This is a genomic window from Dellaglioa sp. CoH-57-MRSF-20 (assembly GCF_056781955.1).
The window spans coordinates 347,187-359,244 of the sequence record NZ_JBXAXV010000001.1; the positions used below are offsets into that span (position 1 = coordinate 347,187).

The 12,058-nt window shown below is 32.4% G+C and carries 12 protein-coding genes; 9 read left to right on the top strand and 3 right to left on the bottom strand.

Annotated features, from left to right (window positions below; genetic code table 11):
- Positions 1-57 precede the first annotated feature (57 nt).
- The 6 genes from AC1RPN_RS01595 (at position 58) to AC1RPN_RS01620 (ending at position 5,544) form a co-directional block, all read left to right on the top strand.
- Complete coding sequence (locus AC1RPN_RS01595; protein ID WP_481760882.1) at positions 58-777, top strand: GntR family transcriptional regulator; 720 nt, start codon at positions 58-60, stop codon at positions 775-777.
- A 573-nt stretch (positions 778-1,350) separates the two neighbouring features.
- Positions 1,351-2,073 (top strand): HAD-IIB family hydrolase, encoded by a 723-nt coding sequence (locus AC1RPN_RS01600; protein ID WP_481760881.1) that lies wholly within the window; start codon positions 1,351-1,353, stop codon positions 2,071-2,073.
- Positions 2,074-3,324 carry a PTS sugar transporter subunit IIC gene (locus AC1RPN_RS01605; RefSeq protein WP_481760880.1) on the top strand — a complete coding sequence of 417 codons (1,251 nt, stop codon included), beginning with the start codon at positions 2,074-2,076 and terminating at the stop codon, positions 3,322-3,324.
- Positions 3,311-4,195 (top strand): glycosyltransferase, encoded by an 885-nt coding sequence (locus tag AC1RPN_RS01610; protein WP_481760879.1) that lies wholly within the window; start codon positions 3,311-3,313, stop codon positions 4,193-4,195. Before AC1RPN_RS01605 ends, AC1RPN_RS01610 begins: the two co-directional genes overlap by 14 nt.
- Positions 4,185-4,913, top strand: a complete 729-nt coding sequence (locus tag AC1RPN_RS01615) for a DapH/DapD/GlmU-related protein (RefSeq protein ID WP_481760878.1) — start codon at positions 4,185-4,187, stop codon at positions 4,911-4,913. The genes AC1RPN_RS01610 and AC1RPN_RS01615 overlap by 11 nt, the downstream gene beginning before the upstream one ends.
- Before the next feature lie 4 nt (positions 4,914-4,917).
- The gene (locus AC1RPN_RS01620; RefSeq protein WP_481760877.1) at positions 4,918-5,544 is read left to right on the top strand and encodes a hypothetical protein; all 627 of its coding nucleotides are present in this window, start codon (positions 4,918-4,920) and stop codon (positions 5,542-5,544) included.
- Positions 5,545-5,857: 313 nt separating this feature from the next.
- On the opposite strand, the gene AC1RPN_RS01625 is transcribed toward AC1RPN_RS01620, so the two are convergent.
- Together AC1RPN_RS01625 and AC1RPN_RS01630 are read right to left on the bottom strand one after the other, a co-directional pair.
- Positions 5,858-6,274, bottom strand: a complete 417-nt coding sequence (locus AC1RPN_RS01625) for a hypothetical protein (protein WP_481760876.1) — start codon at positions 6,272-6,274, stop codon at positions 5,858-5,860.
- A gap of 77 nt (positions 6,275-6,351) precedes the next feature.
- A complete protein-coding gene (locus tag AC1RPN_RS01630) occupies positions 6,352-7,176 on the bottom strand; it encodes a helix-turn-helix domain-containing protein (protein WP_481760875.1) in 825 nt (274 codons plus the stop codon).
- 189 nt (positions 7,177-7,365) lie between these two features.
- Here AC1RPN_RS01630 and AC1RPN_RS01635 point away from each other — a divergent pair, with 189 nt between their 5' ends.
- On the top strand, positions 7,366-8,220 hold the full coding sequence (locus tag AC1RPN_RS01635; protein WP_481760874.1) for a hypothetical protein: 855 nt from the start codon (positions 7,366-7,368) through the stop codon (positions 8,218-8,220).
- 43 nt (positions 8,221-8,263) lie between these two features.
- Here the strand turns inward: AC1RPN_RS01635 and AC1RPN_RS01640 are convergent, their stop codons facing one another.
- Entirely contained in the window at positions 8,264-9,256 is a 993-nt protein-coding gene (locus AC1RPN_RS01640; RefSeq protein WP_481760873.1) for a LacI family DNA-binding transcriptional regulator, read from the bottom strand.
- Between the two features lie 126 nt (positions 9,257-9,382).
- On the opposite strand from AC1RPN_RS01640, the gene AC1RPN_RS01645 reads away from it, so the two are divergent.
- Both AC1RPN_RS01645 and galT read left to right on the top strand, forming a co-directional pair.
- Complete coding sequence (locus AC1RPN_RS01645; protein ID WP_481760872.1) at positions 9,383-10,549, top strand: galactokinase; 1,167 nt, start codon at positions 9,383-9,385, stop codon at positions 10,547-10,549.
- 24 nt (positions 10,550-10,573) lie between these two features.
- Positions 10,574-12,058, top strand: coding sequence for a UDP-glucose--hexose-1-phosphate uridylyltransferase (gene galT, locus AC1RPN_RS01650; protein ID WP_481760871.1), 1,485 nt, complete (start codon positions 10,574-10,576; stop codon positions 12,056-12,058).

Genomic DNA, 12,058 nt, shown 5'->3' on the forward strand with positions numbered 1-12,058 from the left:
AAATTAAATTATATAATATAATATGTATATACAAATGTATAGAAATGAGGTAGACAAATGTACAGATATCGAGAAATATACTCAGATATTAAACGAGATATTTTAACAAATCATTATCGTGCCGGGGCTTTACTGCCAACTCAAGAAATATTAACCGAAAAATACCAAGTTTCTAGATTAACGTTAAAAAAATCATTAAATTTACTAATTGATGAAGGATTAGTTTATAGTAAGCAAGGGTCAGGGACGTATGTGCGACCAAGAATGGATAGTCAATCTACGGAGATGTTGCCTCTAGATTTACCTGTTGGTGTCACATATTCACATCGAGATCAAAAAATATCAAGTAAATTAATACATTTTAATGCCCGATTACCAACAGAAATAGAACAAAAAAATCTACAAATATTATCTAATGATCCAGTTTATGAAATTAAAAGGGTTAGATTGATTAATAAAAAGGTCTATAGTTTTGAGCACTCAGTGATGCCGGTCTCAATTGCGCCTATCGATGAAAAGGTATTATCAGGATCCGTGTATGACTATTTAGGGAGTCACGCGAACTTACAGTTAACAGATGCAAGACGAGTGGTTTATGCTGAACCAGCAAACAAAGAAACTAGTCAAGTTTTAGAAGTTTCCTTGGATAGTCCAATTTTTGTAATTGATCAAATCGCTTATGATCAAAAAGGCCGCGCCTTTGAATATTCGACGTCAAGATTTGTGAGCAATCATAATAAATTTGTCTTAGATGTTCATTTAAATAAAAACAACTAAAAAAGAGATTCCTGCAATATACTTTTTTTTAACCGATTTTAAAATAGGATAGCATAAAGTAGAGTAGTTTGTGATCGTAACTAGCAGTGATATTGTGGGACAATACGCGATATGTGTTGAAGTAATAAATAAAGTATGGAAAGGAGGATGCAACAATGATAATAAGACAAGAAGAAATAGAAAACGATTATAGTTTTTCACAATCTACCTTAAACGTAATTGTTATGGATTCAAAAATAACCAGCATTTCTTTACCCGAATTGAATTAATTTTGCATAAGAAAAGGCATCTGTCTTTCGACAAATACCTTAGTATTCCGCCACCAACACCAGTTGACAAAGAGCCCTTTTTAAAAGAATAATCAGTTAATCTTTAAATCTGAGCGGTATTAAAATTGAACCGAGTGGTTATTTAATACTGATTCAAAATCTCAAAATAACATATATAAAAAAATTCCCTTGAAATATCTAGACATTAGGTAAATAATGTGGGTGTAGCGAACTGTGTAGGAGTAAAAATGATATGGGGGTTAAAAAGATTTGGTTCGCGGAAATAATATGTAGGGGTGATTAAATGAATATGCTAGTTAGTGATTTTGATGGAACGATTTTGAGAGGTGACTTTGTAGATAAGAATACAAGAGAGACTATTGCGAAACACAACAAAGAAAATGATCTCTTTGTTGTGGCCACCGGAAGATCTCCAAAATCGATAGTCAATGCGAAAGAAAAATATGGTCTACCTGAGTTTAACTACGCTCTAGCATCAAATGGCTCAATAGTAATTGATAGTAGAGGTCAGATTATTAAAGCATTCTATCTGAACGGGGAGCAGATCAATGCGATAAAAGAAATAATTAATAAATACTTGAGTTCAATCGAACGAATTATGATTTCAAGTAGTGACAATGAATTACGTAGTTTCGATAAATTAAATCCTAGCTCGGATAATATTTGTTCAATTACTGTCGTAGCAAGTACTAAAATTATCAATGCTATAAGTGAGAAAATAGCAACGAAAAGAATATTGAATTTCAATCGCAATGGAAAATACTTAGACATTACGCGTGTGGGTATTGATAAGAGTACTGCAATTAATTGGTTGGTTAACATAAAAAAAGTAAATATTAATAATGTGTATTCTGTCGGAGATGATTATAATGATATAACAATGCTTCAAAGCATTAATAAGTCATTTACTTATAATGATAGTCCGTTGCCTGTCAAGACTGCTGCTAGATATTTAATAAATGTATACAGTGATATAAGTAATTATGTGAAGAAAGAAGTAGAATAAATGAAATCGCTTACATCGGCAACTAATCGTTTCTTCAATTCCAGAATTTTGACTGGAATCAAAGATGGGATGATATATACCATCCCCATTACAATTGTAAGTTCTATTTTCATTATTCTTGTACAATTTGATATTAATCCCGATTTGAAAGTCTTAATGAATCGATTGATTACTTTTTCGTTCAACATTTTAGGTGTAGTAAGTTGTTTAGGAATTGCTTTTTCGATGACTAAAAACGAAAAATTAAAACTAGAAACAACTATTACCGCACTAATTTCATTTTTAGTTCTTTGTGGAGCAGAAAATGTAAAAATAGTAAAGAATATAACCATTGATTGGATTGGAAGCAAGGGGATTATTGCAGCGATGTTAATCGGAATACTCATCCCTATTTTCTTTGAAAAGATTGTTAACTTAAGGATTGGAAATAAAGTTTTTAAAGATTTACCGAGTAATGTTGGAATAGCTTTTGAGTCTTTAATTCCGATGTTTTGTTGTTTTATTGTTATAGGTGTCGTTCAATTTGTATTTCAATTTATCATAAAAAGAACCTTCGTAGAGACTATTTATACTCTTTTGCAGCTTCCTTTACAAAACTTATCGGACACGTTTTTTGGTGTGATTTCTATCTCGGCATTGATTTCAGTTTTTTGGTTTTTTGGCATTCACGGTAATTCCGTTATTGGTGGAGTAATAACACCGATTTTATTGACAAATACTATTGAAAACCAGTCGATTATAGCAGCACACCATAATCTAACAATAGTGAATGGAGCGCATATAGTAACTCAACAGTTTTTAAATCAATTTATTACTATGACAGGAAGCGGTATTAGTATAGGGCTTATTCTATCAATGATTATTTTTTCAAAAGAGTCAGGTAATCGCAAGCTAGGATTAGGTGCTTTTGTACCTTGTTTATTTAATATTAACGAACCAATAGTTTTTGGACTACCAATTGTATTGAATCCATACATGGTAGTACCGTTCATTTTTATTCCAGTTATTACCGGAATGTCTTTATATCTTTGTATTCTATATGGAGTTATTCCGCCGTTTAACGGTGTCATTCTTCCGTGGATAACACCACCATTAATTTCAGGCTTTTTGCTAGGAAGTTATAAATATGTTGTGTTTCAAATCGTAATTATCATTATGTCTTTTGTTGTTTACACACCGTTTTTAAAGCTGTACGAAAATAATAGCACTAAGTTAGTCTTAAAGGGAGCGCATAGTAATGGAAAATTTTGATATATCCGTAATCATTCCAACCTACAATCGGAATAAATTACTTGAAATTAGTTTGCAGTCACTACTTAAACAAAAACTGAATAATACGACTTTTGAAGTAATAGTTGTCGATGATGGATCGTCTGAAGAAACAATCTCAATTGTTAAGGCATTTGAGACATCACTGAATATTAAGTACTATTATCAGTCGGATAATGGATTTAAGGTTTCTGAAGCGAGAAATGCTGGAGCAAATATCTCTGGGGGTAAATATCTCGTATTTATTGATGCTGGTATTGCAGTTTGTAGTACATTTGTGAGTGAGTACCATAGAATTTTAGTAAATAATGAAAATAGTTTTGTGATTGGTTATGTTGCGGGATTTGATGATCATGATAAATATAAACAGGCAATTATTGATAACTTTAATGCGGCGGATGTCGATGGCACGATTCAAGTATTATTGAATTTAAATGCGTATGATCGCCGTGAATCAGTATACCAGTCAATGGGAGATGATTTGTCTAAGTGGCCAGCACCATGGGTAATTGGTTGGTCATGTAATATTGGAATATCAAAAGATGCCTATCAAAGAATCGGAGGATTCGATGAGGCTTACACAACTTATGGTGGAGAGGATGCAGATTTCGCTATTAACGCATTTGTGCATCATATTAGATTTATCCTTGATAGATCTGCGATTGCAGTTCACTATCCACATGAAAAAAATAAAAATACAGTAAGCACCGAAGAAGCTAAAAAATATACGCTAAGGAAAAGAAAATATATGTTCAATAAATATGGTTTAAGCTCAATTAGAACTTGGATTGGAACTAAAACGGAATTATTAAATGGAGAGTTGAGTAAAGCTGGTGGAAATAATGAAAACTAAGAACGTTGTTGATTTACACAATTTTATAGACGTTAATGATGAGAGATTGCGTAATGGTATGTTGAAGCAAACTGTTGTTGATTTTTTGGATAATTTTAATTATGTGGATCTAACTAGATTAAATCATTCATACACTGCAAATAGTAGCCAAATATCAAAGAGTGCAATTATTGAGGGGAATGTGTATATCGGTGAAAATGTTATTATTCAGGGGTTTGCTTACATCAAAGGCCCAGCAGTCATCAAAGACAATGCATTGATTGGGAAAAGTGCATTTATTCGAGGTGGCTGTTATATTGGGGAAAATACTATAATTGGGCATTCCTCGGAGATTATTAATAGTGTGATTCTGGATGATACGCATATTGCACACTTTAATACAATAACGCGGTCTTTTATTGGAAGTGATGTAAACTTTTCAGCTTATGCGTCGACTTCCAGCTTTAACTTGTATGATGAAATTGACGCGACTGGATGGCATAAAACAAAAAAAATTTTTTTCGATGATAAAACATATTTAAAAACAAGTTCAAAATTTGGAGCCATTATAGGTGATCACTGTCGCATTGGAGCTTACACTATGACATATCCAGGTGTTACAATGGGGAAAAATTGTGTTGCGTTGCCACATCTCATGATTAAAGAGGGTTTTTATGCAAATGACAGTAAATTATACTTACAAGATTATTATACTCACACAGTAAAAAAAGGATGTTAGACAAATGGGATCAAGAATAATGCATTTATCAATTGCACAAGTAATAAATAATAAGCATGGGTTTGGAAATGATTTTTTAATTGGAAGTATTACTCCAGATGTTAACAAAAATTCGAGAACACCCAAAGAGCTTACGCACTTTATGGTGAAACGCGAAGATGGAGAACATGATATGTTTCCAAACATGTTTCTAGAGGAGTATGGAACATGTTTGAATACGTTTCAACTAGGATATTATCTTCATCTTATATCTGATGATATTTGGCTAAAAACTGTTTATAAAAAATATATTTTAGAAAACATGAGTTATAGTAAGGATGAAGCGCTACGAAGATTCTATTTAGACTTTCACTATTATAATGGTATTCTGATAAAACAATATAAACTGGTAACTTTGAAAAATAACAAATACTTATCGACTGGGGTCAACGAAATAATTGATCGTGATATTAGTGAAATTATTGAAGACTTGGATGCTGATTTTGATGATATGTCTATCGAAGACTTTCCAGGTTTACTTAAAAAAGAGGATGTAGAACAATATATTAACGTTTGTGTAAAAGAATTTGAAATTTTTCTCTTGAAAGGCAGCTATGATGGTGTTAAATTTGTTTTTTATAACGATTTTTAGAAACAAAAATCTATATTATATAGTTTAAAAAAGTTGAAATCATTAAGGCGCTGCAACTATAATTTGAAACCTGGTGAACGGTTTAAATGATGGTCATTTCAGAATTAGATAGTTCTAACTCACAGAAAGTTTCAATTTTAATTCGTTCAGATTAGGTTATACTAGACAAAAGATCAGTTCCTAGAAAGTGTGTTTGTGGTAAACACCATTTTAAAGGAAGCTGACCTTTTTTGTCCGAACAGCGTTCGGATTAATTTTACAAGCTACCAAGAAGTAACAAAAATTAGCCATACTCCTTGCAGGAATCTCTTTTTTAGTTGTTTTCAATTATTCGTTTAAAGCTTTGTAAGTTTGAATTAAAGGCATGTTTAGCGATTGGCATGAGTAATTTTAATGGTAAATGTGAATGATCATTTTCAGACAAGTAAAAATTTTCTTCTAATAATGTTGTTGCATTTTTACTAGTCAAATTAAAAATTAGAGTGTATTCGAGTTTTCCTCCGGTACTTTCATAGTAGATTGTATCATTTTCTGAACTAACAGAAATTTCCTCATTTTTATTCAAAGCAGAATCTGTTCTGTGAATATTGAATTTATTGTTGTCAATTGGCTGTACCTGAATAATATCAGGTATCCATTTCAGTAAAGTTTCCGGATTTTTTAAAAACAACGCGATTTTTTCTTTACTTGATTTGATTGAAATAACATTTGAAAATAGTGGTTTTTCCATAGGATGAAACCTCCTTTTATTTGATGACTTCATCCTATCCAATTTGAGTAAAAATTAAAAATCAGTATTCTGATATTCTAAATATTTTTATAAATTTGTTCATTAAAAAGGCCAGTTAGTAGCTGTTGCTTTTCAGTAGCGGCTAAAAAATTATCTTTATCTTCTGCTCTTTTTGCAATTTGAGCCATTAAATAAAAAGAGTTGGCTAACATATAGTGTGAGTTATGATCAGTAGCGAATTTAACAGACTTGTTTATCCAATTAAGAGACATTGTTAAATTATTGAGCTTAAAATAAATAAGTGCTGTCAAATAGAATAAAATATTTTGATTTTCTTCATAAAATAATTTATTAAAGTCCATAAAAGTCTGATCAATATATTTCTCAGCCTTATTTTGTAAATTTTGCTTTGCATATATAAAGGCCAAAGAGACGGTACCAAGTCGGGTAAGGGTATCTGGCAGAATTTTATTACTGGAAGCAAGGGACAACTTAATATATTTTTCGGTAGCAATCAATTTATTTTCAGTATGTAGAGTTGCAATACCGATATAATAATAGTATGCCTGAAGTTGCTTATCCGTTTTTAAATTATTGGTAACCGTTTCTTTATTTAGAAACTGGAGTAACTCTTTGTATTGGTGTTGATTACATAACTTAGATACACGTTCATTGAATTCATTTTCTGAACTGATATCAAAATTTTCCAGAAGACTTATTTGGTCTAAAGTAATCGATAATTTATGACATAGTTGGATTAAGAGCTGTGCATTAGGTATGTATTTATTATTTTCAATAGCACTAAGCATCGATTGCGCACAAATATCTTTGGAAACTTCTTTTTGAGTTAAGTGTAGCGATTGGCGAGTTTCTTTTAAAATTAATCCTAAGCTATTAGGCATGATATAACCTCTTTCTAGTTTGAAAAAGTTAAACAGTAATTACTGGGATAATAACATAATGGGGCATAATGATAAAATTTCATGATTAATAAATCAAACTACCATTTTTCAATCATGTCGCGTACAATTAACCTACAATTGAATGTTAAAATTTAAATAATTTGAGAATTAACAAAAGGGGATAGAATCATGCGTGCAGAATTCCAAAAGCAACATACTGAGACCTATCAGATAGACAACCATAAAGGTCTAAACGGCTGGATATCTTTCTTCTTGAGCCTTAGTTTAATCGTACTATTTGTGACAAGTGTCTTAAAAATAACCGTTTTGAATCAAACTTATACTGAAGAAAAAATTTTAACAGATTCGAACGTGACACTTGTGACACGACAGATGAATGATGGTATTTCAAGTATTGCGACATTAAATGATGTGCCAACGTCAGCTGTTAAAGATGCTTTAACGAATCAACAAGTTACTAACATTGCGAAAAATAGTTTTAGTAACGTATATGCTGGAAAACAAACTGTCATCAATCCAACTGAGATTACCAATCAAGTTGCTAGCAACGTTATGAAAAAAACGGACACATCAAATCCGTTGGTTAGCGCTAAAATTGATGGGATTGTCGCAACTTTTAAAAGTAATTTAAGTGAATATTTGACGAATAATATCCAAACGCCATATCTTTCAAAAATTGCTAGTACAGTTAGTTCGGTAAAAGTAATAGTCCAAACAGCCTTTATGTATAGTTTAATAGCTTCTGTTATTTTTGCGCTACTCTTACTGGCTATTAATCGGGCATTCTTTATACCGCTTAAATACGTCGGATTCAGTGCAATCTGGAGTGGTGTTCTAGTTTCAATTGGTTCTGCAATTGCCTTGTACAGTGGCCTAATTGGTATTGTGTCTAGTAAAGCTTCTGTTTTTACTGATATTGTGAATAATTATATCAGTGACACATTTAATACCATGTTAGTGGGTAGTTTAATTTTACTTGCTGTTGGTCTAGTATTCTGGTTAATTGGTCGTAATAAAAAATAAAAAGCAACTGATGTTCAGATTAATTTCTGAATACCAGTTGTTTTTATTTGGAACTATTCCTAAGTGTTAAGGTTGTTCCAATGGTAATAATCTGAGGGATAATTTCAGTCATCGACATTTGATTGACTAATAGTTCTGCAGCAGATTGACCCATTTTTTCTGTATAAACTTTAACTGAACTAAGCGTTGGGAAAGTATATTCAGCAATAGATGTGTCATTAAAACTAATTAAACTGATTTGTTCAGGCACTTTAATTGATATTTCATTTAATGCACGTAATGCACCGACAGCCATTGCGTCATTTGCAATAAACAACGCTTCTGGTAAATTATCTGATTGATCATTTAATAATTTCAAGGTTAATTGATAACCTGATTCTGGCGTGAAATCGCCTGTATAAACCCATTCGGGATGGTAGTTGCTAGTACGTTCTAAGTGATTTTTAAAGTGAGTGAAGCGGGAATCTGGGCCTAAATTGACATCATCAAATGTACTTTCTTGTCCTGCAATCATGCCAATTTTAGTTAAATTTTGTTTTTTAAAATGGTCAATAACGGTTGTAACTGGCGTTTTGAAATCAGTCATGACGCAACTAATACCAAAATTTAGTGTGTTCATATCAACAAAAACTAAATTAGAATTTAGTTCTTTAAATCCGGCTATTTGTGCTGCACTGTATTTACCGATAACAATAGCACCAAGAGTATCAGTCAAGGCGCTAAATTGATCATTTTGGAAAAAACGTGTAATTTCATAACCGAGTTCAATTAATTTACGTTCGATACCAATTCGAATTGAAAGGTAATACAGGTCATCTAATTCTTCTTTTTCTGTATACCATTCGATAATAGCAATCTTACCTTGAGGTGTACTGGATTTCTTTTTATTTTTTGAATAATTTAAACTTTCAGCTGCTTCAAAGATTCGTTTACGTGTATCGTCGCCAACGGATAATGTTTGATCGTAATTTAACACGCGAGAAACAGTTGCATTAGAAACTTTTGCCAACTGTGCAATGTCTTTAAGTGTTGCCATGACTACCTCCTGATTGATTGGTTATGTGTATCAGTTTACCATAATAAAAAGAATGTCGTAAAAAGATTGTAATTTTAGTAAATATTTAGTAAAATGAAAGCGGTTAATAAATTGGAGGAAAATATAATGAAAATTAATGAATTAAAGAGCGAATTTAAAGATGTTTACGGTGTGGACGCAAATGCAAGTTACTTCTCACCAGGTCGTATCAACTTAATTGGGGAACATACTGATTACAATGGTGGACATGTTTTCCCAACAGCAATTACATTAGGCACATATGCAGTTGCAACAAAACGTGATGATACAACAATTAATATCATGTCAAATAACTTTAAAGATAATGGCGTTGTCTCATTTGATTTAAGTGATTTATCATATCAAAAAGAACATAACTGGGCTAATTATCCAAAAGGGATGATTGTTTACTTGAAAGAGCAAGGTTATGTTATTGATAAAGGATTAGATATTTTACTTGAAGGTAACATTCCAAATGGTGCTGGTTTATCATCATCTGCATCAATTGAATTATTGATGGGTGTTATTTTAGAAGATCAATTTAATTTAGACATTGATCGTGTTGATCTTGTTAAAACAGGTGTCATGGTAGAAAATAAATTTATCGGTGTTAATTCAGGAATTATGGATCAATTTGCAGTCGGTATGAGTAAAGCAAATCATGCTATCTTACTGGATACAAATACACTAGATTACGATTTAGTACCAATTGATTTAAAAGACAACGTTATTATTATTATGAATACAAATAAACGTCGCGAATTAGCAGATTCTAAATATAATGAACGACGTAGTGAATGTGAAGCAGCATTAGCATTATTACAAGAGAAAAATGATATTAAATCATTAGGTGATTTGGACAATGCTAGCTTTGATTTACAAACATACTTAATCCAAAAAGAAAACCTTCTAAAACGTGCGCGTCATGCAGTTTCAGAAAACCAACGGACGATTATGGCTCAAGAAGCTTTGAAAAATGAAGATTTAGTACGTTTTGGTAAATTAGTTAACGCTTCACATGTTTCATTACAATTTGATTATGAAGTAACGGGTATTGAACTTGATACACTTGTTGAAACAGCATGGGAACAACCAGGAGTACTAGGTGCTCGAATGACTGGTGCTGGTTTTGGTGGTTGTGCAATTGCCATTGTTGCTAAAGACAAAGTTGACGCATTTGAAAGTGAAGTGGGTCGTATCTACGAAGAAAAAATCGGTTATGCACCAAGTTTCTATTTAGCAGAAATTGCTGATGGCGCTAAAAAATTAGATTAAGCATAAAGAGATAGAGGGAAAAACATGGATTCTAAACAATTAATTTCAAAATTCGTCGATAAAGTTATTCAGTTTGATCCAACGACTTATTCGACAGATGATAAAATTTATTTAGTAAACGTCGTTTTAGATTTGGTTGGTGAATCAGAGATAGAAGTAACTGAACCAGTTTCTGACACAATAATTGCTGTTAAAGACGAGCTACTTAATTTAGCAATCAAAAACGAGAAAATCAGTGCTCTAATCGCGGAGCAAGATATTCTTGGTGCTAAATTAATGGATCTGGTCACACCAATTCCAAGTCACGTGAATAAACATTTCTGGGATTTATACGCAAAAGACCCAGAGAAAGCTTTGGCTTATTTTTATGAATTAAGTCAGGCTAACGATTACATCAAAGTTGCGGCTATTGCGAAAAACATTGCTTATCAGGTACCAACAAATTATGGTGATTTAGAAATCACCATTAATTTATCTAAACCTGAAAAAGATCCAAAGCAAATTGCTTTAGCTAAAACAATGAAACAAACGGGTTATCCTAAATGCCAATTATGTATGGAAAATGAAGGCTATGCTGGAAGACTAGATTTCCCAGCTCGTCGCAATCATCGGATTGTACGATTTGATTTGGGGGATGCAACATGGGGCTTTCAATATTCGCCTTATGCTTACTTCAATGAACATTCAATTTTCTTAGATGAAAAGCATGAACCTATGGTAATTAACAAAACGACATTTTCAGATTTACTTCAAATTGTTAAAAAATTCCCGGGCTATTTTGCGGGAAGTAATGCAGATTTACCAATTGTAGGTGGCTCAATTTTAACGCATGAACACTATCAAGGTGGACGTCATGATTTTCCAATGGCAAAGGCAGAAATGAGTCAAACAATGCAATTTGCAGGATTTGATGACATTCAAGCAGGTATTGTGAACTGGCCAATGTCAGTCATTCGTTTAAATGGTGAAAATCCAGAACGATTAGCTGATTTAGCAGCAAAAATTTTAACGTCTTGGCAAGAATATAGTGATGCCGATGCACAAATTTTGGCAAAAGATGCTGACGGTACGCCACATCATACTGTGACGCCAATTTCTCGAATGCGTGACGGTCGTTATGAATTGGATTTAGTCTTGCGAGATAATCAAACATCTGATGAATTTCCAGATGGTATTTATCATCCACATGCTGATGTTCAACATATTAAAAAAGAAAACATTGGCTTGATTGAAGTTATGGGATTAGCTATTTTACCACCTCGTTTGAAAACTGAAATAACAGAGGTTGAGAAGTATCTAACAGATCAACCAAATGTCATGGCGGCTTATCATAAAACTTGGGCTGATGAAATTAAGCGTGATAATTCGATGATTTCTAAAGAGACGGTTAGTGAGCTCGTACAAAACGAAGTTGGAAAAGTCTTTATGCGTGTTCTTGAAGATGCTGGGGTTTATAAACAAGATGACCACGGCCAACAAGCATTCGTTAAGTTTATTAAACAAGTTTAA

Excerpts from the sequence above, each read along its gene's own strand:
- AC1RPN_RS01625 (WP_481760876.1), bottom strand. The coding sequence starts at position 6,274 with ATGGAAAAACCACTATTTTCAAATGTTATTTCAATCAAATCAAGTAAA.
- AC1RPN_RS01640 (WP_481760873.1), bottom strand. The coding sequence starts at position 9,256 with ATGGCAACACTTAAAGACATTGCACAGTTGGCAAAAGTTTCTAATGCA.
- AC1RPN_RS01595 (WP_481760882.1), top strand. The coding sequence starts at position 58 with ATGTACAGATATCGAGAAATATACTCAGATATTAAACGAGATATTTTA.
- AC1RPN_RS01630 (WP_481760875.1), bottom strand. The coding sequence starts at position 7,176 with ATGCCTAATAGCTTAGGATTAATTTTAAAAGAAACTCGCCAATCGCTA.
- AC1RPN_RS01605 (WP_481760880.1), top strand. The coding sequence starts at position 2,074 with ATGAAATCGCTTACATCGGCAACTAATCGTTTCTTCAATTCCAGAATT.
- AC1RPN_RS01600 (WP_481760881.1), top strand. The coding sequence starts at position 1,351 with ATGAATATGCTAGTTAGTGATTTTGATGGAACGATTTTGAGAGGTGAC.
- galT (WP_481760871.1), top strand. The coding sequence starts at position 10,574 with ATGGATTCTAAACAATTAATTTCAAAATTCGTCGATAAAGTTATTCAG.
- AC1RPN_RS01620 (WP_481760877.1), top strand. The coding sequence starts at position 4,918 with ATGGGATCAAGAATAATGCATTTATCAATTGCACAAGTAATAAATAAT.
- AC1RPN_RS01635 (WP_481760874.1), top strand. The coding sequence starts at position 7,366 with ATGCGTGCAGAATTCCAAAAGCAACATACTGAGACCTATCAGATAGAC.
- AC1RPN_RS01615 (WP_481760878.1), top strand. The coding sequence starts at position 4,185 with ATGAAAACTAAGAACGTTGTTGATTTACACAATTTTATAGACGTTAAT.
- AC1RPN_RS01645 (WP_481760872.1), top strand. The coding sequence starts at position 9,383 with ATGAAAATTAATGAATTAAAGAGCGAATTTAAAGATGTTTACGGTGTG.
- AC1RPN_RS01610 (WP_481760879.1), top strand. The coding sequence starts at position 3,311 with ATGGAAAATTTTGATATATCCGTAATCATTCCAACCTACAATCGGAAT.